Origin of the sequence: Streptomyces sp. NPDC052040 (assembly GCF_044548405.1) — a bacterium.
Classification (GTDB): Bacteria; Actinomycetota; Actinomycetes; order Streptomycetales; family Streptomycetaceae; genus Streptomyces.
Genome location: NZ_JBIUBV010000010.1, coordinates 35,032 through 58,422, shown reverse-complemented (window position 1 = coordinate 58,422; position 23,391 = coordinate 35,032). Strand labels below are relative to the sequence as shown.

The following is a 23,391-nucleotide window of genomic DNA, read 5'->3' as shown; positions in this document are numbered from 1 at the left end:
GATGTCCGGGCGGGAGCTCCTGGGCCGGGTGGGCCGGAGCCCCCGCCCGGACTGCCCGGCGGGGGCGACCTGAGGTCGGCAGGTGTGTCAGGCCGGGTGGACGCCGTGGTCGTGCAGGGCGTGGGCGCAGGGGCGGCGGACCGGGGTCGCGCGGCGCAGCAGCGGCAGCGCCAGGTTCACAAAGCCCTCCGCCTGCATCGCGGCCAGGCCGATGCGCGGCAGGTCGCGCGGGGAGGCGTAGACCACGAAGCGCGGCTCCCAGCGCGGCTGGAACTTGGCGTTGAACTTGTACAGGGACTCGATCTGGAACCAGCGGGAGAGGAAGACCAGCAGCCCCCGCCAGGCCCGCAGCACCGGTCCCGCGCCGATCTTCTCGCCGCGCGCCAGCGCCGCACGGAACATGGCGAAGTTCAGCGACACGCGCTCGATGTCCAGCTTCGGGGCGGCCTGGAGGGCGGCCACGATGAGCAGCTCGTTCATGCCCGGGTCCGCCGAGCGGTCACGGCGCATCAGGTCCAGCGAGGCGCCGTCGGTGCCCCAGGGCACGAAGTGCAGGATCGCCTTCAGGTCGCCGTAGGGGCCCGGGACGTCGTCCTGCTTGTGCGCCGTGGCGATCAGGCAGTCGCCGTCGGCGGGGTCGCCGATCCGGCCGAGCGCCATGGAGAAGCCGCGCTCGGTGTCCGTGCCGCGCCAGTCCTCGGCCGCGCGCCGTATCCGGTCCAGTTCACCTTCGCTGAGGTCACGGATGCGCCGCACCCGGGTTTCGTAACCGGCTCGCTCGATGCGCTTCACCATCTGGCGTACGTTGCGCATCGCACGCCCGGTGAGGGAGAAATCCTTGACGTCCACCACCGCCTCGTCGCCCAGCTCGAGGGCGTCCAGGCCGGTCTCGCGGGTCCAGACCTCGCCGCCCGTCTCCGAGCAGCCCATGACCGCGGGGGTCCAGGAGTGGGCCTTGGCCTCGTCCATGAACCGTTCGATGGCGCCGGGCCAGGCCTCCACGTCGCCGATCGGGTCGCCGCTGGCCAGCATCACGCCGGAGACCACCCGGTAGGTGACCGCCGCCTTGCCGCTGGGGGAGAAGACGACCGCCTTGTCGCGGCGGAGCGCGAAGTGGCCGAGGGAGTCGCGGGCACCGTGCTTCACCAGCAGGGCGCGCAGTTGGGCCTCGTCCTCCTCGGTGAGCCGGGCGGCCGGGTGTTCGGGGCGGAAGGCCAGATAGATCGTGGTGACCGCGGTCAGCAGACCGAGCGCGCCGAGCGAGAAGCCCACCGTCCAGGAGGTGTCGCCGGTGTAGTCGACCGGGCCCTCGAAGCCCACCAGTCCGAACAGGACGTGCTCGATACGGTCGGACAGGCTCGGGTTGCCGACCATGCGGTGCGTGTGGACACTGACGATGATCAGGCCGAGGCCCAGTGAACCGGCGCCCATCAGAACGAAGTTGGCCAGCGCCCGCCAGCGGCTGCGCGGGTCGGGCAGGGCCGCGAACTCACTCCGGTGGCGCAGCAGCGGCAGCAGCAGCGCCAGGGAGAACAGAACCCCGATAATGGAGTGGCGGTAGCCGAACTGCGCCATGGCGCCCGCCGGCAGGAGCACTGCGGCCGCCCGCCAGGCCCGGCGCTTGCGCCGCCGCAGCCCGTGGGCGAGCAGCAGCAGCAGAACGCCCGCGCTCAGCGAGAGGGCCGCCGCGAACGGACCGAAGGCGCCGGGCAGCACCTCGACGATGCGGTGCATGCGACTGTGACGGAAGCGCGGGAAGACGCCCGCGGCGATGTCCAGGAGCCCCACGAGCGTGCAGGCCCCGGCGACCAGTGCGGGAACGGACTCCGGGCGCGGACCGCGGAGTATGCGGCGCACCACACTGGACCGTTCCGGAACCTCGCCCGACATTTCCCCATCTATCCTGACAGACATCGCATCCCGTAGTTCTGCGAGAGACCTTGTGTCCGGTGCCGATTGGCTCATCCGGCGACATTGCGCCCTCTAGGACGGTGTCACGGGGAGAGAGGTTCACTCCTCATCTCAAAGCCGGGTCAAAGGCGAAGGAAAGTCCGGGGCAAGTCCGCACGAAGGTGCGGGTCGTGGCCCGGGGGTCGGAAAGCAGGCAGGGAAAGAGCCCATGGGTCTCACGAGCAACAAGGTGCTGGTGCTGGCGGTCATACTCGCGGTGCTGCTGTTCGTCGGCACGGTGTGGTACTGGCCACGGCTGGCACGGCGCGGCTGGCTGGTCGTCGGCGGACGAGTCGGTCTGCTGTTCGCCACTCAGGTCATGATCTTCGCTTCGGTGGGGCTCGCCGCCAACCAGGCCTTCGGCTTCTACGGCAGCTGGGCCGACCTCTTCGGCCAGGAGAACGCCGAGGGCGTGGTCGTCAACCACGGCCCGGCCGGGTCGACGGGCGGCCCCCTCCAGGTGGTCGGCACCCGCCAGGTGAACGTGCCGGGCGGTACGCGGCCGCAGATCGGCGGTCAGATCCAGCGGGTCGACATCGTGGGGCGCACCTCGCGCATCGCCTCGCCCGCCTATGTGTACCTCCCGCCGGAGTACTTCCAGCCGCAGTACCGGACGCGGACCTTCCCCGCGTCCGTGGTCCTCACCGGTTACCCGGGCACGGCCGAGGCGCTCATCAAGGCGCTGCACTACCCGCAGACGGCCCACGACCTGGCCAAGAACGGCACGATGCAGCCGATGATCCTGGTGATGCTGCGGCCGACCGTGGCGCCGCCGCGGGACACCGAGTGCGTGGACATCCCGCACGGCCCGCAGACCGAGACCTTCTTCGCCAAGGACCTCCCGGACGCGGTCGGGAGCCACTACCGGGTGGGCAAGAAGCCGGGCAGCTGGGGCATCATCGGCGACTCGACGGGCGGCTACTGCGCGCTGAAGCTGGCGATGCACCACCCGCAGGTCTACGCCGCCGGGGCGGGCCTGTCGCCGTACTACAAGGCGCCGATCGACCCGACCACGGGCGACCTCTTCCGCGGGGACAAGAACCTGCGCAACGAGGCCGACCTGATGTGGTACATCAAGCACCGTCCCGCTCCGGACACCTCACTGCTCGTCACCAGCAGCAGGCACGGCGAGCCGGACTACCCGGCGACCCTCAAGTTCATGCAGGCGGTGGAGGCGAGGAAGCCCACCCGGATCTCGTCGATCATCCTGGACAGCGGCGGCCACAACTTCAACACCTGGCGGCGGGAGATCCCGGCGGCACTCCAGTGGCTGAGCGGACGGCTCAGCGACCGCTGAGTGCGTGAATCCGCTCCGGTCCGGCGCGAATTCGGCGCAATGCAGGGGCCCGCTCCGCACCGCGGAGCGGGCCCCTGCCGCTGTTGCGGCCGCTGCGGATCCGAATTCGCCGACGGGTATCGATCGGGTATCGGACAGGCACCGCCTGTATGCCGTCCGGTATGCCGCCGTGTTGTCGTCATGTTGCCGTCGTGCCGCATTCGGCTGCGGATCCCGGACCCGGCCGGGGAGTTCGCGGTGGCCGCCAATAAACGATCTTGAACGGTGCTCGAAGGGCCTCGAAGGGTGCCTGGAAGGGCGGTGGGAAGGGCCGTTGGACGGGCGGTTGGACGTGCGGTGGGAGGCTTCCGGAGGGCCGCGGACGGCCCCGGAGCAGCCGCGCGGGGGCCGCGGGGCCGGCCGGTCGGGCAGCGGTCCCGGGCGCCCGGTCCCTATGCGTCCCTATGCGCGCCGGAAGGTAATGCACAGGTTTTGGGGGCCGTTCTTCCGTTTCCGGTGTGCCGGGGAGGTGGGAAGGTGGAGGAGTGGCCGTGTTTTTACCGGGCGGGGCACCATCATTCGCCTACGCGCGGTAAGTTTCTGGCCATGCCACGTGGACGTCACCGCCATTCTCCGCCCTTGCACAGGTTGTTGCCGTCTTCGGTGATCGCCGGCGTCTCGATCGTCTGCGCCGGGGGGCCCTGGCTGTTCACGGAGCCCCTGGTGCTCCGTGGGCTGGCCGCGGGTGCCGCGGTGACGACGGCGCTGGGCGCTGTGGTGATGCGCCGCTGGGACGTGGCCGCGGGCAAACATGTCGCGGACCTCACGCGCGCGCGGGCGAGCGACGAATGGCGCCACGAGGAGCGGGTCGCGGAGCTGGAGTCCGACCTGGAGGAGTCGCGCGAGCTGCGCGCCAAGCTGGAGCAGAAGCTGCGCGCCAAGCGCACGGAACTGGCCAAGCTGCGCAACGAGCACGCGGCCCTGCTGCGGCGCTACGCCACCGCCGAGACGGAACGCGCGACCGCCCTGGAGGACCGCCGCCTGCTGGCCGTGGAGACACCGCAGTCGGCACGGGCCCTGCCCGCGGGGGCATCGGACACGGCCGGGGCAAGCGAGCCGGGGGACGCGCGGGGGCTCCGGGAAGCGAAGGCGCCCGGGGTGCCGAAGATGCTCGGGGCACCGAGGAAGCCCGGGGACGCGAAGCTGCCCGAGGGCACGGCCGGGACCGGGGAGCCGGGGGCGACCGGTGGCTTCGATGCCTTCGGTGGCTCGAAGACGCCTACCGGTGCCGAAGAGGCTTCCGGCGCCGGAGAGGCCGTCGGTGGCGGGGAGGCCGTCGGTGACGTAGAGGCTTCCGGTGACTCGGAGGTGTCCGGTGACTCCGGGGGTGCGGACAGCGCCGAGTCCGAGGCTGGCTTCGAGGTTTCCGGCGGTGTGAAGGCCCCTGACGAGACTCAGGCCCAGGTCCAGGACGGTCAAGAGGGCTCGGACGCTGCTGAGGACGAGGCCGACGGGGACGCGGAGGCTGCCGTAGCGGGGCAGGAGGCGGCGGACGCGGGGGCGCAGTCCCCGGCGGGGGCCCCGTTCCTGCCGCGGGCCGACTCCGCGCTGACCCAACTGGTCGAGAACGCCTGGAGCGCGGCGGCGGAGCAGTCCGGGACGGAGGGCGCCCCCGCCGAAGCCGCCGCACCGGCGCCGGACGGCGATGCGGAAGCACCCGCCGCAGCGGCGCAGGACAGTGACGCGGAGGTGTCCGCCGCCCCGGCGCAGGACGGCCACGCCGCTCAGGAGGCTGTGGACGGTGGCGAGGGCCAGGCGGCCGGGTCCGGCGAGGAGGGCGGCTCGGCGGTCCGCGCGGCCGCGTCGCTTCCGCCGCACCCCCCGGAGGACGACGGTCCCGGGAGCGGCGGTGGCAGGAAGGCCCCCGCCGCGGAGGCCGGAGCCGTACCGGAAGCCGCGGGCGCGGAGGCCGAGGAGGACGGTGCGGAGGCCGCCGGGCGGGAGTACCCGGGTGCCCCGACCGCACAGCAGCCCCAGCCCGCCGCGACCAGGCCGGCCCATGCCACCGGGCACTTCACCGTGCCGACCGCCGTCGCCGTCGTACCGCAGGCCGACCCGCCGCGCCGCCCGGCCGCGCAGGGCGGTTTCGACTTCTTCGGCACCAAGCAGTCGGGGGACACCCTGGCCGCCGTACAGAACGAGGACCTCGCGGACGTCGTCGGGCAGGAGGCTCTCGCGATGCACAAGGCGGAGTCCGAGTCCGGCTTCAAGCCGGTGGACCCGCGGGCACTGCGCGTCGGCCAGGTCATCGATCTGACGGCCCATGACGAGACGGAGCAGATCGACCTCCAGGGGCTGCGCAGCGCGGCCTCCTGAGCACGGCTTCCGGAAAGGGGGGCGGCGGCACTCCGGTGCCGCCGCCCCCCTTTCCCTGTTCCCCGGTCTACGAGGCCATCCACCGGTCCGGACGGGCATCCAGACGGCCCGTCCGGGAGCGGTCCGCCTGGGCGTACAGCAGGGCCGCCGCCTCCTCCGCGTCCCGCAGCCGGGCCGTCACCGTCTTGTTGGCTCCCGTGTCCACCCGCAGGCCCGCGACCCTCCTGAACCGCTCCCAGGGCCCCTGCACCAGCCGTACGCTCTGCACCTTCGCGTGCGGGACCAGGGACAGGGTCCGGCGCAGCAGGCCCTGCCGTGCCGCGAAGACCGCGTCGGTGACGGCGAGGCCCTGGCCGCGCCACCACAGCGGCAGACACCAGGCGGCGCGCCGCGGCGGCCGGGAGAACTCGGTGGGGACCTCCGCCCCGGGCAGCACCCGTGCGATCAGCGACTCGGCGAGCGGGCGCGGGGCGACCGGCACCAGCACCGAGTTGGAGGAGCCCGCCACATGCAGCTCCACCCGGACCCAGCCGCGCCGCCGCCACAGCAGCGGCTCCACGATCCGTACGGTCTGCACCCGCCCCGGCGGCACCGTCTCGTGCGCCCGGTCGAGCAGTCCGTGGTCGATCCGGAGCCCGTCCGGCGACTCGCCGACCGTCCAGTCGTAGGCGCGGACGAACCGGCCCGCGGTCCGGGTGACCGCGCCGCCCACCAGGGGTGCCCCGGCCACCAGTACCGACCAGACGCTGTGCGTGCCGAACCACACCAGCGCCGGTACGACGAGGGCGCCGAGCAGCGAACCCCAGGTGGCGCCGATCAGCAGCAGGGAGACGGCGAGCATCTCGGGCGGTACGTGCAGCAGCCGCCGCATCGGTGCCTCGCCGACCCCGGAGGCCGTCTCCGGCGCGAACCCCGCCGCGCGCGCCAGGAGTTCGGCGCGCAGGGCGCGAGCCTCCTCCTCGCCCAGATAGGCGAGTTCGTCCTTCTTGTCGGTGCCTATGACGTCGAGCTTCAGCTTGGCGACGCCCGCGATCCGGGCCGCCAGCGGCCGGGCGACGTCGACGGCCTGGAGCCGGTCCAGACGGATGTGCGCGGTGCGGCGGAACAACAGGCCGGTACGGATGCGCAGTTCGGTGTGGGTCACCGCGAAGGAGGTGAAGCGCCAGCTGAGGAAGCCGTAGAGGGAGGCCGCCGCGACCAGGGCCGCGAGGGCGGCGAGCAGGGCGGTCGCGGTCAGCCTGGTCAGCTGGTGCTGGACCTGGCCGGGGTCGTGCGCGGCCCAGCCGGCGATCACCGCGACCGGCGCCCAGGCGCGCCGCAGCGGGGTGAAGGGGTGCAGCCGCCGCTCGACGGCCTCCCGCCCCCCGACCGCCCCGGCCCGCTCCTCGGGCATCCCGGTCCGTTCCTCGGGCATCCCGGTCCGTTCCTCGGGCGCCCCGGTCCGCCCCTGAGGTATCCCGGGCGTGCTCACAGTCCCGCCGATCGGGCCTCGCCCAGTTCGGTCAGCCGGTCCCGGAGCCGTTCCGCCTCGGCCGGGTGCAGACCGGGGATGGCGGCGTCCGTCGCGGCGGCCGCGGTGTGCAACTGGACGCTCGCCAGCCCGAAGTGGCGTTCCACGGGCCCGGAGGTGACCTCGACGAGCTGCATCCGGCCGTACGGCACCACCGTCTGCTCCCGCCACAGCACGCCCCGGCTGATCAGCAGGTCGTCCGCGCGTTCGGCGTACCGCCAGGAGCGCCAGTTGCGGCCGAGCAGCACCCAGCCCCAGCCCAGCGCGGCCAGCGGCAGCAGCGCGAACAGCGCCCACTCCGGCCCGACGAGCAGGCCGAGCACCAGTCCCAGGGCCAGGGCGCCCGCCCCCAGCCACACCGCCAGCAACAACCGCCGCATCCGCAGCAGCCCCGGCGGCAGGCCCCGCCAGACCGGCTCCCCGCCCGACTTCGCAATCCCCGTTTCCATGCCGCCAGCCTACGTAGGACAGACTGGGTGCATGACTCCTACGACGGAGACCATGGTCGGGATCGGCGGCGCCGCGGAGAGCACCGACATGGTGCTCAACATCGGACCGCAGCATCCGTCCACGCACGGTGTGCTGCGCCTCAGGCTGGTACTGGACGGCGAGCGGATCACGCACGCCGAGCCGGTCGTCGGCTATATGCACCGCGGCGCGGAGAAGCTGTTCGAGGCGCGCGACTACCGGCAGATCATCATGCTGGCCAACCGCCACGACTGGCTCTCCGCCTTCTCCAACGAGCTGGGCGTGGTCCTCGCCGTGGAGCGGATGCTCGGCATGGAGGTCCCCGAGCGCGCGGTGTGGATGCGCACCCTCCTCGCGGAGCTGAACCGGGTCCTCAACCATCTGATGTTCCTCGGCTCCTACCCGCTGGAGCTGGGCGGCATCACCCCGGTGTTCTACGCCTTCCAGGAGCGCGAGGAACTCCAGAACGTCATGGAGGAGATCTCCGGCGGGCGCATGCACTACATGTTCAACCGGGTCGGGGGGCTCAAGGAGGACCTCCCCGCGGGCTGGACGGAACGCGCGCGGACCGCGGTCCGGGACGTCCGCTCCCGGATGGACCGGTTCGACGACCTGGTGCTCGGCAACGAGATCTTCCGGGGGCGCACCCGGGGCGTGGGCGTCCTCGCGCCCGCGACTGTGCACGCCTACGGCGTCAGCGGCCCCGTCGCGCGCGCCTCCGGTGTGGACTTCGACCTGCGCCGCGACGAGCCCTATCTCGCCTACGGGGAACTCGGCGACACCCTCAGGGTCGTCACCCGGCAGGAGGGCGACTGCCTCGCCCGCTTCGAGTGCCTCCTGGAGCAGACGCACAACGCGCTCGACCTGGCCGACGCCTGCCTGGACCGGCTGGCCCAGCTGGCGCCCGGGCCGGTCAACCAGCGGCTGCCCAAGGTGCTCAAGGCGCCCGAGGGCCACACCTACGCCTGGACCGAGAACCCGCTCGGCATCAACGGCTACTACCTGGTCAGCAAGGGCGACAAGACCCCCTACCGGCTGAAGCTGCGCTCGGCCTCGTTCAACAACATCCAGGCGCTCACCGAACTGCTGCCCGGAACGCTGGTCGCGGACATGGTGGCGATCCTGGGGTCACTGTTCTTCGTGGTCGGGGACATCGACAAGTAGCCCGCCGAGCGCGGACCCCGCCGTGCTCGCGGGCGGTGCGATCCCCACGGGCTGGAGCAGCCAGCCGAAGCCGCCGAGGCCGCCGGGAGCGAGGAGTTCGGCGGCGGACCCGGCGTCCGCGAGGGCGCGGACATAGGCGGCCGGGTCCGTGGACGCCAGAGACAGCGGGGGGCGTGCGCCGGTGATGCCGAGCGCTTGCAGGGCGGCGCGCTGGGTCAGCAGACGCGCCCCCGGCAGGGCGCACGCGTCCAGGGCCACATGCGCGGTGATGTCGCAGGAGCCGTCCGGCACCGGGGCGACCTCGCGTCCCGCGCGGAAGCCGGTGAGCGTCCCGAAGGGCGGCCGGGCGGCCGCGCGGTGGGCGTAGTCGACGGCGACGGCGAGCCCGCGCTCCACGGAGGCGACGGCCCCGGCCCAGGCGGTGTCCCGGGGCAGCCCGATCTCGGCCCGGCAGCCCTCGGCCGCCGGCGGCCACCAGCGCTCCAGCCAGGCGGCCCCGTCGCCGGTGACCGGTTCCCCGAGGCGCTCGGCGCCGTCCCGGCCGACGAGGACCCGCCGGGGTACGCCGTCGGAGCCGGTCTGTGCGACCTCGACCGGCACGTTGTCCAGCCACTCGTTCGCGAACAGCAGCCCGGTGACGCCCCGCGGGGGCTCTGCCCGCCACTCCACCCGGGGGTCCAGCCCCTCCGGACGGTCCGCGACCTCCACCGCACAGGCGCGGGTGCGGTCCGCGACGCCCGGGGGAAGGGCGGCCAGCACACCGGTGACCAGCTCGCCCCGGCCGGCCGCCATGTCCACAAACGCGAGTTCGGCGGGGTGCCCCAGGGCCTCGTCGACCGCGCACAGCAGCCGGGCCACGGCGACCGCGAAGAGCGGGGAGGCGTGCACCGAGGTACGGAAGTGTCCCGCGGGCCCCTCGGGCCGCCGGTAGAACCCGTGGGCCCCGTACAGCGCCTCCTCGGCCGCCGCCCGCCACCCACGCCACTCGCCGTCCGTCCACGTCGCCACGGGGCCAGGCTAAGCGGGGCGCGGCACGGGGGGCGTACGCGGGCGGGGCACCGGCGGGGCACGGGGGAGGCGCGGGGGAGGCGCGGACCTGGGCCGGGAGGGCGGGAACCGGCGCGCACCCCCGCTTGGCGCCCCGGCGGCCCCCGCGCGCACGCCCGGCGCATCGGGGCCCCGGGGGTAGCCGTAAGGGATCATGGAGCATCCACCTTGCGGAGTACAGATGTCCGCCCCGGATCGGTCCTTCGGGTGACCCCGCACGCACGCGGCTTGCCTACGCTGGGTTACGTGCAGCGCCTCTACGACTTCCTCCGCAGGCACCCGACGTGGGTCGACGGGTTCTGGGCCGTTGTCCTGTTCGGACTGGCCTGCGTGAGTGTGACGGACCTCAGAGAGGTGCGGAACCACCACGCGGGGCTCGCCGCCGGAATCGGGATCTCCGCCGTCCTGTGCGTCGTCGTCGCGCTGCGCCGCAGGCTGCCCGAGAAGATGCTGCTGGCCGCGCTGGCGACGGGGGTGGCGCAGCTGGTCCTGGACCAGCAGCCGATGATCGCCGACTTCGCCATGCTGGTGATCATCTACACCTGCGCGGCGGACGGCGCCCGCTGGGCCTCCCGGACCGCCCTGATCGGCGGCCTGTGCGCCGGTTCACTGGCCCAGATCCGCTGGCCGGAGCTCCACTCCGGGCCCTTGGGCAATGTGGCGATAGCGGTCTTCCAGACCGTGCCCTTCGCCCTCGCCTGGGTGCTCGGGGACTCGCTGCGCACCCGCCGCGCCTACCTCGCCCAGCTGGAGGAGCGCGCCGCCCGGCTGGAGAAGGAGCGCGAGGCGCAGTCCAAGGTCGCGGTCGCCGCCGAGCGCGCCCGGATCGCCCGGGAGCTGCACGACGTGGTCGCGCACAACGTCTCGGTGATGGTGGTGCAGGCGGACGGCGCCGCCTACGTCCTGGACGCCGCGCCCGACCAGGCGAAGAAGGCCCTGGAGACGATCTCCGGCACCGGGCGCCAGGCCCTCGCCGAGATGCGCCGCCTGCTGGGCGTGCTGCGCACCGGCGAGCACGAGGAGGGCGGCGAGTATGTGCCGCAGCCCGATGTCGAGCAGATCGACGACCTGGTCGAGCAGTGCCGCAGGTCGGGTCTGCCGGTCGACTTCAGGGTGGAGGGCACCCCGCGCCCGCTGCCCAGCGGCGTCGAGCTGACGGCGTACCGCATCGTGCAGGAGGCGCTCACCAACACCCGCAAGCACGGCGGCCCCAACGTGGGCGCCAGCGTGCGCCTGGTGTACTTCGACGACGGCCTCGGGCTGCTGGTGGAGGACGACGGCAAGGGCGCCCCGCACGAGCTGTACGAGGAGGGAGGGTTCGACGGCCAGGGCCACGGACTGATCGGCATGCGCGAGCGTGTCGGCATGGTGGGCGGCACGCTGGACGCAGGCCCCCGGCCCGGGGGAGGCTTCCGGATCAGCGCCCTGCTCCCGCTGAAACCGGCCCACTGACACGTGTTCCCCAGCCCGCCGACGCCCGACCGACGTCCGACCCCAGTCCGACCGGAGGACCCCGCCATGCCGATCCGCGTGATGCTCGTCGACGACCAGGTGCTGCTGCGCACCGGGTTCCGGATGGTGCTCGCCGCCCAGCCGGACATGGAGGTCGTCGCGGAGGCGGGCGACGGCGTCGAGGCCTTGCAGGTGCTGCGCGCCACCGAGGTCGACGTGGTGCTCATGGACGTCCGGATGCCGAAGCTGGACGGCGTGGAGACCACCAGTCGCATCTGCTCGGAGCCGGACGCCCCGAAGGTGCTCATCCTGACCACCTTCGACCTGGACGAGTACGCCTTCTCCGGGCTGAAGGCCGGTGCCTCGGGCTTCATGCTGAAGGACGTGCCGCCGGGTGAGCTGCTCGCCGCCATCCGCTCCGTGCACAGCGGGGACGCCGTGGTCGCGCCCTCCACCACCCGCCGTCTGCTGGACCGCTTCGCGCCGATGCTGCCGGGCGGGGGCACCGAGCCCCGGCTCAAGGAGCTGGAGCGGCTCACCGACCGCGAGCGCGAGGTCATGGTGCTGGTCGCGCAGGGCCTGTCCAACGGTGAGATCGCGGCCCGGCTGGTGCTGTCCGAGGCCACCGTGAAGACCCATGTCGGCCGGATCCTGACCAAGCTGGGCCTCAGGGACCGGGTCCAGGTGGTCGTGCTCGCCTACGAGACCGGCCTGGTCCGCGCGGGCGGCCACGGCTGAGCCGCCCGGGCACCTGCCGGGCATCCGCCGGGCACCTGCCGGGCACCTGCCGGGCCCTAGGATCCCCGCATGCTCCTGTGGATCAACGGCCCCTTCGGGGGCGGCAAGACACAGACCGCACACGAGATCAGGCACCGGCTGCCCGGCAGCGTGATCTGCGATCCGGAACACGTCGGCTTCGGACTGCACCGCATGCTGCCGCCCCGGCTGCGCGGGGACTTCCGGGACCTGGCGTCCTGGCGGCAGGGCGTGGTCGAGGTCCTCGATCTGGCGCTGACCCGGCACGACGGCGTGGTCATCGCGCCCATGACGGTCACCGACCCCCGCTGCTTCGAGGAGACGGTGGGACGGCTGTCCGAACGGGGCCATGACGTACGGCACTTCACCCTGCTCGCCGAGCGGGAGACCGTACTGCGGCGGCTGCGGGAACGCGGCTTCGGGAACGTCGTCCGGTTCGTGGCCGGGCGGGACGCCCCGCTGCGCCGGGAGAGCTGGGCCGTCCAGCAGCTCGACCACTGCCTGGAGGTGCTGCGCGAACCGGAGTTCGCCCAGCACCTGTGGACCGACCATGCCACGGTCCCGAAGACGGCGGACCGGATCGCCGTGCTCGCCGGTCTGACGCTCCGCCCGCACATCGGGGGCGCCCTGCGGACCCGGCTGCGGCAGACGCGGGTCGGGCTGAGCCACATCCGCCGGGACTGAGGACGGCCTGGGCGGCCCGGGACCTCGCCTCCGCCGACGGGGTGGCCGAGGCCCCTGCCGTACGGCGGATGGCGGCCGGCGGCTATCGGAGGATGCCCTCCAGGAACTCGCTGCCCAGCCGGGCCACCGCGGTCACCTCCAGCTGGTGCAGGACATACCGGCCGCGGCGGCGGGTGGTGAGCAGGCCCGCCTTCTTCAGGGTGCTCAGATGCCGGGATATCTCGGGCGCCGTCATCCCGTGCACCCGGGCCAGCTCCCCCGTGGTGAAGGCGCTGCGGGCCAGGCTGCGGCAGAGGCGCATCCGCACCGGATGGGAGAGCGCGGCCATCCGCAGGGTCAGCTGCTCCACCGACGGCGGCGCCGCCATCTCCGGGGAGCCGACGGGGTAGTGCAGCACGGGCTGCCAGCCGTACCGGTGCAGCACCATCAGATGCGGCCAGCCCAGGCTGGTCGGCACCAGCAGCAGACCGCCGTCCGCCGTCGCGGTGGCGCCCACGCCGAGCTTGTCCACGGTGATCCGGCTCCCGGCCTCGTCGAGCGTCACCGCGGGCGACACCGCCGCCAGGGCCTCGGCCAGCCCCTTGCGCCGCAGCAGGTCCGTCTTGTGGCGGACGTCCGCCATCAGCGGAGGGCGCAGCCGGGACCAGACGTCCGCGAAGAACGCCTCGTCGCAGTCCTCCAGGAACTGCCGCAGCCACGCCCGGGTGCGCGGCGGGTCGGCGAGCAGCCGCTCGCTGAACAGCAGGCTCCGCGGCCCGCGCGCGGCGGCCAGCTCCAGGGCGCGCCGCCGGGTGTCCGCGTCGGTGAGCACGGGCGGACCCGGCTCGCTGTACGGCGGGGCGCAGGTGAACTCCAGTGCCGCGTCCACGAACTGCTCGTCGCTGAGCCGGTCCAGCAGGTCCAGTTCCCCGGCGAGGGTGGGGCTCGGGAGCGTGTCCCGGCCGCCCAGGCCCGCGTACGGCTGGAAGAGGTCGGAGAACGTCGAACGCCACAGGAAGTCGGCCTCGCACATCCGGTCGGCCAGATGCGGGTCCAGACCGCAGGTGACGCCGGTCGTCCAGCCCCGCAGCCCCGGGTGGTGGCCGGGCTCGGACAGCGCGTGCAGGGCCATCCCCAGCTCGGCCAGCGGTGAGGCCACGACGGCGATCCTCTCCCGCCGCAGCCCGGTGATGTCGATGCGCACGCTCATGACCTCATGGTGCACCGCGCCACCGACAACGCGGCCGTCGGTTGACGGCAGCCGTCAATCGGCGCGACAGCGGCGCCCGTCCGGGGACAGCCTGGTACGGCCGGGGCAGCCGCGGAGCCCACGGAGCCCATCACCACCCACGGGTCTCGCGGACACCCGACCTCGTCGTGTCCCGCCCCCTCAGCCATGTCCCGTCCCGGAGAGGCGACCGCCCATGAGCATCACCCAGCAGTATCTGCTCGACACCTACCGCGCCCGGCAGCAGGGCGAGCCCGCCCCGCCCGCCCCCGGCACCCACGACTGGCAGCTCGTGCGCGAACTCGGCGGCCACCGGGCGTTCCAGGCCGTCCTGGCGGGCCGCCCGGCCCGCGGCCGGCTGCGGACGGCGCTGGCCCGGCGGCTCCGCGGCCGCCGCCCGCACCCGAGCTGCTGACGTCCCGGCGGCCGCCGCCCGCGCCCCGGTTGCCGACGGTCCCGGGACCGTGCGGAGCCCTCTACCTGTGCCGCCCCGGCGCGCCGGGCTCCCCGGATTCCGGCAGGCGCCGTACGAAGTCCGCCACCGCCTCCCGTACGTCCTGTGCCGTCCAGGCGAGCCCCTCGGCCCCCACGGAGACCTCGGTGAAGGCCAGCTCCGGGGCGGCGCCGCGGCGCCAGGAGTCGGTGAAGAGCAGGGTCCCGGTCTCCTCGCCCTGCCGGACCGCGGCCTCGCTGAGGGCATCGGCGTCGTACGGCAGCCAGACCTGGAACTCATGGGTGTGCGGCTCGGCGGGGTGCACCCGCGCCCAGGGCAGCCCGGCCGCCGCGAACCCCTCGCGCAGCGCCGCGGCCACCACCCGCGCGTGGCGCACGTACTCCGGCAGCCGCGGCAGCTGCCGCTCCAGTCCGGCCAGGGCCGACAGCGCCGTGGGGAACTGCTGGAAGACCGCGCCGCCGTAGCGGTGCCGCCAGGCCCTGGCCTCCTCGACGAGCGTCCCGGGACCGGCCAGCGCCGCGCCGCCGAATCCCTCCAGGGACTTGTAGAAGGAGACGTAGACACTGTCCGCGAGGCCCGCGATCTCCGTCAGCGGGCGGCCGAAGTGGACCGTGGTCTCCCACAGGCGGGCGCCGTCGAAGTGCACCACCGCGTCGCGTTCGCGCGCCGCCTCCACCACCTCGGCCAGCTCCTCGAAGGTGGGCAGGACGAACCCGGCCTCCCTGAGCGGCAGTTCGAGCATCAGGGCGCCGAAGGGCTCCTCGAACTCGCGTACCTCCTCGGCGGTCGGCAGCCGGGGCTCGCGGGTGATGTGCACCGTGCGCAACCCGCTGACCTCGCCGAAGGCCTTCCGCTCATGCTGTTCCGGGTGGGCGAGCGGATGCAGGGCGACCGTGCGGCTGCCGGTGCGGTCCGCCCAGCAGCGCAGGGCCACCTGCTGGGCCATCGTGCCGGTGGGGAAGAAGACGGCGGCCTCGGTGCCGAGCAGTCCGGCCACCCGCTCCTCCAGCGCCTCGACGACCCCGGATCCGTAGATGTCCGCGGTCTCGTCGAGGTCGTACAGCTCCGCCACGCCGTCCAGCAGCGCCAGCCGCTCCCGGAGCGTGCCCAGGAAGCCCGGACGGGCCAGGACGCGTTCGGCGCGCCGCAGCACCCCGATCCGGCGCTCCCGCCGCAGCCGCGCCGCATCGGCGGCCGGGGGCCCGTCTCCCTCGTCCGGCCGCCGCTCCTCCGCCCCGGCCGCCGTCCGGCCGCCCGCCTCCGCCGCCCCGGCCGCCGTCCGGCCGCCCGCCTCCGCCGCCCCGGCCGCCGTCCGGCCGCCCGCCTCCTCCGCCCCGGCCGCCGTCCGGCCGCCCGCCTCCTCCGCCCCGGCCGCCGTCCGGCCGGCCGCCCCCTCTGGCCCGACCGGTGCCCGATCGCCCGCCGCCGACCCCGCCACACCGGCTCCGCTCACGCTGTCCCCGTCGATCCCGTCGATCCCGTCGATCCCGTCGATCCCGTCGATCCCGTCGATCCCGTCGTTCCCGCCGCTCCCGTCGGCCTCGCCCTGCCGGTCGTTCCCGTCTGCCTTCGCCACCGTGTTCACGCCTCGGATGATGCCGTGCGCCCGCACCGCCCGGCACCCGCTTTTCCCGGGCCTCGGGGGCCCGGGGGCCCCGCGGGAACCCACAGCCTGTGGACGGCCGGACGCCCCGGGAAACCGATCGCGTTAACATGACGAGAAATCGTCCGGTACCCGGAGCGGACTGGAACGGGAAGGCCGCCGTCGAGTGAGTACATTCCAACAGCCGGACCCCAGGGACCGCCCCGCGCGGCTCACCGTGGGCGTGGTCGGGGCGGGCCGGGTCGGACCGGCGCTCGCCGCGGCCCTGCAACTGGCCGGGCACCGCCCGGTCGCGGTCTCCGGGGTGTCCGACGCCTCCCGGCGGCGGGCGGCCCTGATGCTTCCCGACGTGCCGGTCCTCCCGCCCGCCGAGGTCCTGGAGCGGGCCGAGCTGGTCCTGCTGACCGTCCCCGACGACACCCTGCCCGGCCTGGTCCAGGGCCTCGCCGAGACCGGGGCCGTACGGCCGGGACAGCTGCTGGTGCACACCTCCGGGCGGTACGGCGCCCGGGTGCTCGACCCGGCCCTGCGCGCCGGGGCCCTGCCGCTCGCCCTGCACCCCGCGATGACCTTCACCGGCACCCCGGTGGACGTCCAGCGCCTGGCCGGCTGCTCCTTCGGGGTCACCGCGCCCGCGGAGCTGCGGCTGGCCGCCGAGGCGCTGGTGATCGAAATGGGCGGCGAGCCCGAGTGGATCGCCGAGGAGATGCGCCCGCTCTACCACGCGGCCCTCGCCCTCGGTGCGAACCACCTGGTCACCCTGGTCGCCGAGGCCATGGATCTGCTGCGCGCGGCGGGCGTCGAGGCCCCCGACCGGATGCTCGGCCCGCTGCTCGGCGCCGCCCTGGACAACGCCCTGCGCTCCGGCGACGCGGCCCTGACAGGACCGGTGGCGCGCGGCGACGCGGGCACGGTCGCGGCACACGTCGCCGAGCTGCACAAGCACGCCCCCGGGACCGTCGCGGGCTATCTGGCGATGGCCCGCGCCACCGCCGACCGCGCCCTCGCGCACGGACTGCTCAAGCCGGAGCTGGCGGAGGACCTCCTCGGGGTACTCGCCAAGGAGGAAGACCGATGAGCCCCCGCCCCTTCGCACTCGCCCCCACGGTGGACGACCTGCGGAACGTCCAGGAACGGCACGCGGTGCCGGGACGCACCGCCGTCGTGATGACCATGGGCGCCCTGCACGAGGGGCACGCCACCCTGGTCCGGGCGGCCCGCAGGCACGTCGGGGCCAAGGGCTTCGTGATCGCCACGGTGTTCGTCAACCCGTTGCAGTTCGGCGCGGGGGAGGACCTCGAACGCTATCCGCGCACCCTGGACGCCGATCTCAAGATCGCCGAACAGGCCGGTGCGGACGCCGTGTTCGCCCCCTCCGCGGACGAGGTCTACCCGGGCGGCGCGCCCCAGGTGCGGATGTCCGCGGGCCCGATGGGCGAGCGCCTCGAAGGGTCCAGCCGCCCCGGGCACTTCGACGGCATGCTCACCGTCGTCGCCAAGCTGCTCCACCTCACCCGCCCCGACGCGGCCTTCTTCGGGCAGAAGGACGCCCAGCAGCTCGCCCTGATCCGCCGGATGGTGCGCGATCTGAACTTCGGGGTGGAGATCGTCGGCGTGCCCACCGTGCGCGAGGCCGACGGGCTCGCGCTCTCCAGCCGCAACCGCTATCTCTCGCCCACCGAGCGGCACACCGCGCTCGCCCTGTCCCGGGCGCTGTTCGCGGGCCGCGACCGGCACGCCGCCCAGGAGGCGCTGCGCGCCCGGGCCCGCGAGGTGCCCTCCACCCATGCGCGCGCCGAGGCCCTCAGCGCGATAGGCGAGTCGCGCGCCGCAGCCGACGCGCACGCCGTGGCCAAGGCCGCGCCCGGCGGTCCCGCCGCCGTCCGGGCGGCCGCCCGGCTGATCCTGGACGAGGCCGCCCATCTGGACCCGCCGCTGGCCCTGGACTATCTGGCCCTGGTCGATCCGTCGGACTTCACCGAGATCCCCGACGACTACACCGGCGAGGCGGTCCTCGCCGTCGCCGCCCGGGTCGGGACCACCCGGCTGATCGACAACATCCCTCTCTCCTTCGGCGCCCCCGAGCCCGTAGACCCCCACGGAGCCGCCTTGTGACCAGCACAGGCATACGACTGCACGCGCCCGCACCGGGCTGGTCCCTCGCCGCGGACGTCGTCGTCGTCGGCTCCGGCGTCGCCGGTCTCACCGCGGCCCTGCGCTGCGAGGCCGCCGGGCTGCGCACGGTCGTCGTCACCAAGGCCCGGCTCGACGACGGCTCCACCCGCTGGGCGCAGGGCGGCATCGCGGCGGCCCTCGGCGAGGGCGACACCCCGGCCCAGCACCTGAAGGACACGCTGACCGCCGGGGTGGGCCTGTGCGACGAGGAGGCCGTGCGCATCCTGGTCACCGAGGGCCCCGACGCCGTACGGCGGCTCATCTCGACCGGCGCGCACTTCGACACCGACGACGCGGGCGGCATCTCGCTCACCCGGGAGGGCGGCCACCACCGCCGCCGGATCGCGCACGCGGGCGGCGACGCGACGGGCGCCGAGATCTCCCGGGCGCTGGTCGAGGCCGTCCGCGCACGCGGGCTGCGCACCATCGAGAACGCCCTGGTCCTGGATCTGCTCACGGACGCGGAGGGCCGCACCGCGGGCGTCAGCCTGCATGTCATGGGCGAGGGCCAGCACGACGGCGTGGGCGCGGTGCACGCGCCCGCCGTGGTCCTCGCCACCGGCGGCATGGGCCAGGTCTTCTCCGCGACCACCAACCCCTCGGTGTCCACCGGCGACGGTGTGGCGCTCGCCCTGCGCGCGGGCGCCGAGGTCAGCGATCTGGAGTTCGTGCAGTTCCACCCGACGGTGCTCTTCCTCGGGCCCGACGCGGAGGGCCAGCAGCCGCTGGTCTCCGAGGCGGTGCGCGGCGAGGGCGCCCATCTGGTGGACGCGGCCGGGGTGCGCTTCATGACCGGGCAGCACGAGCTGGCCGAACTGGCGCCCAGGGACATCGTCGCCAAGGGCATCATGCGCCGGATGCAGGAGCAGGACGCCGAGCACATGTTCCTCGACGCCCGCCACTTCGGTGCCGAGATGTGGGAGCACCGCTTCCCGACGATCCTGGCCGCCTGCCGCGCCCACGGCATCGACCCGGTCACCGAGCCCGTCCCGGTCGCCCCGGCGGCCCACTACGCCTCCGGCGGTGTGCGCACCGACGCCCGCGGCCGGACCACCGTGCCGGGCCTGTACGCGTGCGGCGAGGTCGCCTGCACCGGCGTGCACGGCGCCAACCGGCTGGCCTCCAACTCCCTGCTGGAGGGCCTGGTCTACGCCGAGCGCATCGCCGCCGACATCGCCCGCGACCGGGCGGCGGGCGGCCTGTCCGCGCGGGTGCCGGAACCCGTCGCGCACCCCGAGCGGCCCGCGCATCCGCTGCTCGCCCCGGAGGACCGGTTCGCGATCCAGCGGATCATGACCGACGGCGCCGGGGTGCTCAGGTCCGCCGCGTCCCTGGCCCAGGCCGCGGACCGGCTGCGGCGGCTGCACAGCGACGCCCGCGAGGCCCTGGACGAGAACGGCAAGACCTCCGAGCCCGGCGTGGACACCTGGGAGGCCACCAACCTCCTGTGCGTGGCCCGGGTCCTGGTCGCCGCGGCGCTGCTGCGCGAGGAGACCCGCGGCTGCCACTGGCGCGAGGACCACGCGGACCGCGACGACGACGCCTGGCGCCGCCACATCGTCGTCCGGCTGAATCCGGACCGGACGCTGGCCGTACACACCACCGACACCGCAGACTTCCCCCCGACCCGCCCCGAGCCCTCCGGCGCCGCGAGCGCCGGGGAGCAGCACCGTCCCCAGGAGCAGTGACAGAAGTGAGCACCCCCGACCTCCCCCTCGCCCCGAACGGCGGCTGCGGCGACGGCTGTGCCTGTGGCGCGGACGCCGACGAGAGCTACGAAGAGTATGCGGAGTGCGGGCTCGACCCGGCACTCGCCCAGCTCCTGGCCGACGCCGGTCTCGACCCGGTGGAGGTCGAGGACATCGCCAATGTCGCCATCCAGGAGGACCTGGACCACGGCGTGGACGTGACGACGGTCGCGACGATCCCCGAAGAGGCCGTCTCCACCGGTGACTTCACCGCGCGCGACGCCGGTGTGGTGGCGGGCCTGCGGGTCGCCGAGGCGGTCATCTCGGTGGTCTGCACGGACGAGTTCGAGGTCGAGCGTCATGTGGACGACGGCGACCGGGTGGAGGCGGGCCAGAAGCTGCTGACCGTCACCACCCGCACCCGGGACCTGCTCACCGCCGAGCGCAGCGCGCTGAACATCCTGTGCCGGCTGTCGGGCATCGCGACCGCCACCCGGGCCTGGGCGGACGCCCTGGAGGGCACCGGGACGCGGGTGCGGGACACCCGCAAGACGACGCCGGGCCTGCGCTCCCTGGAGAAGTTCGCGGTCCGCTGCGGCGGCGGCACCAATCACCGGATGTCCCTGTCGGACGCGGCGCTGGTGAAGGACAACCACGTGGTGGCGGCCGGTGGGGTCGCCCAGGCGTTCGAGGCGGTCCGCGGGATGTTCCCGGACGTCCCGATCGAGGTCGAGGTCGACACCCTGCACCAGCTGCGCGAGGTGGTGGACGCGGGCGCGGACCTGGTCCTGCTGGACAACTTCACCCCGGGCGAGTGCGAGGAGGCGGTCGCGCTCGCCGACGGCCGCGCCCTGCTGGAGGCGTCGGGCCGGCTGACCCTGGAGAACGCGAAGGCGTACGCGGACACGGGCGTGGACTTCCTGGCGGTCGGGGCGCTGACGCACTCCTCCCCGATCCTGGACGTCGGCCTGGACCTGCGAGCGGCGGAGTAGGCGGAGCCATGCTGCTGACCATCGACGTGGGCAACACCCACACGGTCCTCGGCCTGTTCGACGGCGAGGACATCGTCGAGCACTGGCGGATCTCCACGGACGCCCGCCGCACGGCGGACGAACTGGCGGTGCTCCTCCAGGGCCTGATGGGCATGCACCCGCTGCTCGGGGTGGAACTGGGCGAGGGCATCGACGGCATCGCGATCTGCGCCACCGTCCCCTCGGTGCTGCACGAGCTGCGCGAGGTGACCCGGCGCTACTACGGCGACGTGCCCGCGGTGCTGGTGGAGCCGGGCGTGAAGACCGGCGTGCCGATCCTCACCGACAACCCCAAGGAGGTCGGCGCGGACCGCATCATCAACGCGGTCGCCGCGGTCGAGCTGTACGGGGGACCCGCGATCGTCGTGGACTTCGGCACGGCGACCACGTTCGACGCGGTCAGCGCGCGCGGCGAGTACGTCGGCGGGGTCATCGCGCCCGGCATCGAGATCTCGGTGGAGGCACTGGGCGTCAAGGGCGCCCAGCTGCGGAAGATCGAGGTGGCCCGCCCCCGCAGCGTGATCGGCAAGAACACGGTCGAGGCGATGCAGGCGGGCATCGTCTACGGCTTCGCGGGCCAGGTCGACGGGGTGGTGAACCGGATGGCCCGCGAGCTGTCCGCCGACCCGGAGGACGTCACGGTGATCGCGACGGGCGGCCTGGCCCCGATGGTCCTCGGCGAGTCCGCGGTGATCGACGAGCACGAGCCCTGGCTGACCCTGATCGGCCTGCGGCTGGTCTACGAGCGGAACGTGTCCCGGCTGTGAGTCCCGGCACCCCGGCCCCGCCGGGGTGCCCCCGCCCGCCGGCCCGCACCCGCCGCGCCCCCACCTGAGGGAACCCGGAGGCGACACGGAGCCCTGAGCGGCCCGTTTTGTCCGATTAGCGGTAGCGTCACCGCATGCCCACGCCATACGGATCCCGCGGCGGCCTGGCCTTCGGCGCGGAGGAGCTGCGCGTGCTCCGCCGGGCCCTTGCCCTTGCCGTCCATCCCCGCGCCGCTTCCGCCGAGGACGTCCAGGACTGCCTCCGCCTCGCCGAGTCGGTCGACGAGGCGGTGCGGGAGGGTGACCGTCTGCGGGCCTTCCTGCTGGCGGACCTCGCCCGCTACCGCGCCGCCCTGCCGGGCTCCGCGGTCGGGTACTTCGCCCTCCTGGAGGACGCCCTGCGGGTCGGATACCGTCCGGGCCCCGACGACCTCGCCGCCCTGCGCGCCCTCTCCGGCACCCCCGCCGCGGCCGCCCTCCTGGAGCGCTGCCGCGGCCTCGCCGAACGCGGTCCCCGCGTCCGCCCGGCCCCCCGCACCGCCCTGGTGCCCGCCTGCCGGGCCCGGCTGACGGCCCTCCCCGGCGGCCGCGGCGCCGCCGCGGAACCGGCGGGCAAACCGGCCCGCAAGCCCGGCGCCAAACCGGCCGAGAAGCCCGAGAAGCCCGGGCCGCCCCCCGAGCCCGGGACCCCGCGCCCGCAGCGCCCCATCCCCACCCCCGGCGAGGTCTTCCCGCCCAAACGCAAGCCCGGGCCGCCGCACGCCCGGCAGGCCCTCGCCGTCGGCTGAGCGCCGCACCCGCCGTACCCCCTCGTTCCCGCCCCTGTCCGGTAAGGGACACCCGACCGGGATCCTTCGGACAGGGCCTGGCTACTCTGGACCCATGGACTACGTCTCCGCGCTTGTGCCCCCGGTCGTCATGGCCGTGTTCTTCATCGGGCTCATCAGGGTGATCGTGAAGACCCAGGGCGGCGCCAACAAGGCCAAGGAGGACGCGGCCGTGGACGCGGCGCTCGCACGGGCCGAGACCGCCCCCGCGGCCGCCCGGGACGCGCAGGGCTGACCGCCCCGCCGCCCGGTCCGGCCCCACCGTCCGCACCGGTTCCGGCCACCCCCTCCCGGCGTACGACTCCCGCGCTTTCCGAGTCGTGCGCCCTTTTTGTCGCCTTTCTGCGTATAAGTGCCAGTCCGGCAGGCCGTGGGGGCTGTCTCCCACTATTGTGCTGAGCGTGCCTCGCCCCCTGGGAGAACTCGAAGACGCGGTCATGACGCGGGTGTGGAAGTGGAACCGCCCGGTGACCGTTCGAGAAGTCCTGGAAGACCTTCAACAGGAACGGTCCATCGCGTACACCACGGTGATGACCGTTCTGGACAATCTCCATCAGAAGGGCTGGGTCCGCCGCGAGGCGGAAGGCCGCGCCTATCGATATGAGGCGGTCTCCACCCGCGCCGCCTACGCGGCCGCTCTGATGAACGACGCCTGGTCGCAGAGTGACAACCCGGCCGCCGCTCTCGTCGCCTTCTTCGGCATGATGAGCGAGGAACAGCGGCAGGCGCTCGGGGACGCCATGCGCATCGTGCAGGGCCCGGTGAGTGCCGCGGCGCCCGAAGGCGGCGAATCCGCACCCCGTGCGGAACCCGGCGGCGGCGAATCGGCCGGAACCGAATCGAGGACCGCCGTGGAACCAGAATCCGCCGAATCCGCACCACCCGCCGATCGGCCGGCCGGGAGCGCGCCGGACGGGAAGAGCCCCGCCTCGGGCGAGGGCGGTACCGGGCGATAG

The 23,391-nt window shown here is 74.0% G+C and carries 21 protein-coding genes; 15 read left to right on the top strand and 6 right to left on the bottom strand.

The features are described 5' to 3' along the window. Positions 1–87: 87 nt before the first annotated feature. Positions 88–1,890, bottom strand: a complete 1,803-nt coding sequence (locus tag ACIHAA_RS20825) for a phosphatidylglycerol lysyltransferase domain-containing protein (protein ID WP_399819217.1) — start codon at positions 1,888–1,890, stop codon at positions 88–90. A gap of 229 nt (positions 1,891–2,119) precedes the next feature. On the opposite strand from ACIHAA_RS20825, the gene ACIHAA_RS20820 reads away from it, so the two are divergent. Continuing rightward, the gene (locus tag ACIHAA_RS20820; protein WP_399819215.1) at positions 2,120–3,247 is read left to right on the top strand and encodes an alpha/beta hydrolase; all 1,128 of its coding nucleotides are present in this window, start codon (positions 2,120–2,122) and stop codon (positions 3,245–3,247) included. 618 nt (positions 3,248–3,865) lie between these two features. Next, complete coding sequence (locus tag ACIHAA_RS20815) at positions 3,866–5,602, top strand: hypothetical protein (RefSeq protein WP_399819213.1); 1,737 nt, start codon at positions 3,866–3,868, stop codon at positions 5,600–5,602. 67 nt (positions 5,603–5,669) lie between these two features. Here ACIHAA_RS20815 and ACIHAA_RS20810 read toward each other — a convergent pair whose 3' ends face one another. Both ACIHAA_RS20810 and ACIHAA_RS20805 read right to left on the bottom strand, forming a co-directional pair. Beyond that, positions 5,670–6,995 (bottom strand): PH domain-containing protein, encoded by a 1,326-nt coding sequence (locus ACIHAA_RS20810; RefSeq protein WP_399819487.1) that lies wholly within the window; start codon positions 6,993–6,995, stop codon positions 5,670–5,672. Between the two features lie 74 nt (positions 6,996–7,069). Beyond that, positions 7,070–7,561, bottom strand: coding sequence for a PH domain-containing protein (locus ACIHAA_RS20805; RefSeq protein WP_399819211.1), 492 nt, complete (start codon positions 7,559–7,561; stop codon positions 7,070–7,072). A gap of 31 nt (positions 7,562–7,592) precedes the next feature. Here ACIHAA_RS20805 and ACIHAA_RS20800 point away from each other — a divergent pair, with 31 nt between their 5' ends. Then, on the top strand, positions 7,593–8,744 hold the full coding sequence (locus ACIHAA_RS20800; protein WP_399819209.1) for an NADH-quinone oxidoreductase subunit D: 1,152 nt from the start codon (positions 7,593–7,595) through the stop codon (positions 8,742–8,744). On the opposite strand, the gene ACIHAA_RS20795 is transcribed toward ACIHAA_RS20800, so the two are convergent. Beyond that, positions 8,709–9,752: an SAM-dependent methyltransferase gene (locus ACIHAA_RS20795; protein WP_399819207.1), complete on the bottom strand. Its 1,044-nt coding sequence runs from the start codon at positions 9,750–9,752 to the stop codon at positions 8,709–8,711. The genes ACIHAA_RS20800 and ACIHAA_RS20795 overlap by 36 nt on opposite strands. A gap of 285 nt (positions 9,753–10,037) precedes the next feature. Between ACIHAA_RS20795 and ACIHAA_RS20790 the strand changes: the two genes are divergently transcribed. From ACIHAA_RS20790 to ACIHAA_RS20780, 3 genes are all read left to right on the top strand, one after another. After that, the gene (locus ACIHAA_RS20790; protein WP_399819204.1) at positions 10,038–11,243 is read left to right on the top strand and encodes a sensor histidine kinase; all 1,206 of its coding nucleotides are present in this window, start codon (positions 10,038–10,040) and stop codon (positions 11,241–11,243) included. 66 nt (positions 11,244–11,309) lie between these two features. Next, on the top strand, positions 11,310–11,981 hold the full coding sequence (locus tag ACIHAA_RS20785; protein ID WP_399819202.1) for a response regulator: 672 nt from the start codon (positions 11,310–11,312) through the stop codon (positions 11,979–11,981). A gap of 69 nt (positions 11,982–12,050) precedes the next feature. Beyond that, positions 12,051–12,683, top strand: coding sequence for an AAA family ATPase (locus tag ACIHAA_RS20780; RefSeq protein WP_399819200.1), 633 nt, complete (start codon positions 12,051–12,053; stop codon positions 12,681–12,683). A gap of 82 nt (positions 12,684–12,765) precedes the next feature. Here the strand turns inward: ACIHAA_RS20780 and ACIHAA_RS20775 are convergent, their stop codons facing one another. After that, entirely contained in the window at positions 12,766–13,872 is a 1,107-nt protein-coding gene (locus ACIHAA_RS20775) for a DUF5937 family protein (protein ID WP_399819198.1), read from the bottom strand. A gap of 214 nt (positions 13,873–14,086) precedes the next feature. Here ACIHAA_RS20775 and ACIHAA_RS20770 point away from each other — a divergent pair, with 214 nt between their 5' ends. Then, positions 14,087–14,305 carry a hypothetical protein gene (locus ACIHAA_RS20770; protein ID WP_399819196.1) on the top strand — a complete coding sequence of 73 codons (219 nt, stop codon included), beginning with the start codon at positions 14,087–14,089 and terminating at the stop codon, positions 14,303–14,305. 61 nt (positions 14,306–14,366) lie between these two features. Here ACIHAA_RS20770 and ACIHAA_RS20765 read toward each other — a convergent pair whose 3' ends face one another. Next, positions 14,367–15,929 carry a threonine aldolase family protein gene (locus ACIHAA_RS20765; RefSeq protein WP_399819194.1) on the bottom strand — a complete coding sequence of 521 codons (1,563 nt, stop codon included), beginning with the start codon at positions 15,927–15,929 and terminating at the stop codon, positions 14,367–14,369. 184 nt (positions 15,930–16,113) lie between these two features. Here ACIHAA_RS20765 and ACIHAA_RS20760 point away from each other — a divergent pair, with 184 nt between their 5' ends. The 8 genes from ACIHAA_RS20760 to ACIHAA_RS20725 all read left to right on the top strand — a co-directional run bounded on the left by ACIHAA_RS20760 (position 16,114) and on the right by ACIHAA_RS20725 (position 23,391). Further along, positions 16,114–17,025 carry a Rossmann-like and DUF2520 domain-containing protein gene (locus ACIHAA_RS20760; protein ID WP_399819192.1) on the top strand — a complete coding sequence of 304 codons (912 nt, stop codon included), beginning with the start codon at positions 16,114–16,116 and terminating at the stop codon, positions 17,023–17,025. Beyond that, positions 17,022–18,062: a pantoate--beta-alanine ligase gene (gene panC, locus ACIHAA_RS20755; RefSeq protein ID WP_399819190.1), complete on the top strand. Its 1,041-nt coding sequence runs from the start codon at positions 17,022–17,024 to the stop codon at positions 18,060–18,062. The genes ACIHAA_RS20760 and panC overlap by 4 nt, the downstream gene beginning before the upstream one ends. Further along, positions 18,059–19,810, top strand: coding sequence for an L-aspartate oxidase (locus ACIHAA_RS20750; protein ID WP_399819188.1), 1,752 nt, complete (start codon positions 18,059–18,061; stop codon positions 19,808–19,810). The genes panC and ACIHAA_RS20750 overlap by 4 nt, the downstream gene beginning before the upstream one ends. A 5-nt stretch (positions 19,811–19,815) precedes the next feature. Further along, on the top strand, positions 19,816–20,802 hold the full coding sequence (nadC, locus tag ACIHAA_RS20745) for a carboxylating nicotinate-nucleotide diphosphorylase (protein ID WP_399819185.1): 987 nt from the start codon (positions 19,816–19,818) through the stop codon (positions 20,800–20,802). An 8-nt stretch (positions 20,803–20,810) separates the two neighbouring features. Beyond that, the gene (locus tag ACIHAA_RS20740) at positions 20,811–21,608 is read left to right on the top strand and encodes a type III pantothenate kinase (protein ID WP_399819183.1); all 798 of its coding nucleotides are present in this window, start codon (positions 20,811–20,813) and stop codon (positions 21,606–21,608) included. A gap of 134 nt (positions 21,609–21,742) precedes the next feature. Next, positions 21,743–22,396 (top strand): hypothetical protein, encoded by a 654-nt coding sequence (locus ACIHAA_RS20735; RefSeq protein ID WP_399819181.1) that lies wholly within the window; start codon positions 21,743–21,745, stop codon positions 22,394–22,396. Positions 22,397–22,490: 94 nt separating this feature from the next. Then, entirely contained in the window at positions 22,491–22,670 is a 180-nt protein-coding gene (locus tag ACIHAA_RS20730) for a hypothetical protein (RefSeq protein ID WP_399819179.1), read from the top strand. A gap of 202 nt (positions 22,671–22,872) precedes the next feature. Continuing rightward, positions 22,873–23,391, top strand: coding sequence for a BlaI/MecI/CopY family transcriptional regulator (locus ACIHAA_RS20725; protein WP_399819485.1), 519 nt, complete (start codon positions 22,873–22,875; stop codon positions 23,389–23,391).

Bases quoted from the DNA above. Each gene is read 5' to 3' on its own strand.
- ACIHAA_RS20730 (WP_399819179.1), top strand. From the start codon at position 22,491: ATGGACTACGTCTCCGCGCTTGTGCCCCCGGTCGTCATGGCCGTGTTC.
- ACIHAA_RS20805 (WP_399819211.1), bottom strand. From the start codon at position 7,561: ATGGAAACGGGGATTGCGAAGTCGGGCGGGGAGCCGGTCTGGCGGGGC.
- ACIHAA_RS20800 (WP_399819209.1), top strand. From the start codon at position 7,593: ATGACTCCTACGACGGAGACCATGGTCGGGATCGGCGGCGCCGCGGAG.
- ACIHAA_RS20810 (WP_399819487.1), bottom strand. From the start codon at position 6,995: ATGCCCGAGGAGCGGGCCGGGGCGGTCGGGGGGCGGGAGGCCGTCGAG.
- ACIHAA_RS20770 (WP_399819196.1), top strand. From the start codon at position 14,087: ATGAGCATCACCCAGCAGTATCTGCTCGACACCTACCGCGCCCGGCAG.
- ACIHAA_RS20785 (WP_399819202.1), top strand. From the start codon at position 11,310: ATGCCGATCCGCGTGATGCTCGTCGACGACCAGGTGCTGCTGCGCACC.
- ACIHAA_RS20740 (WP_399819183.1), top strand. From the start codon at position 20,811: ATGCTGCTGACCATCGACGTGGGCAACACCCACACGGTCCTCGGCCTG.
- ACIHAA_RS20825 (WP_399819217.1), bottom strand. From the start codon at position 1,890: ATGTCGGGCGAGGTTCCGGAACGGTCCAGTGTGGTGCGCCGCATACTC.
- ACIHAA_RS20820 (WP_399819215.1), top strand. From the start codon at position 2,120: ATGGGTCTCACGAGCAACAAGGTGCTGGTGCTGGCGGTCATACTCGCG.
- ACIHAA_RS20775 (WP_399819198.1), bottom strand. From the start codon at position 13,872: ATGAGCGTGCGCATCGACATCACCGGGCTGCGGCGGGAGAGGATCGCC.
- ACIHAA_RS20725 (WP_399819485.1), top strand. From the start codon at position 22,873: ATGACGCGGGTGTGGAAGTGGAACCGCCCGGTGACCGTTCGAGAAGTC.
- panC (WP_399819190.1), top strand. From the start codon at position 17,022: ATGAGCCCCCGCCCCTTCGCACTCGCCCCCACGGTGGACGACCTGCGG.
- ACIHAA_RS20780 (WP_399819200.1), top strand. From the start codon at position 12,051: ATGCTCCTGTGGATCAACGGCCCCTTCGGGGGCGGCAAGACACAGACC.
- ACIHAA_RS20735 (WP_399819181.1), top strand. From the start codon at position 21,743: ATGCCCACGCCATACGGATCCCGCGGCGGCCTGGCCTTCGGCGCGGAG.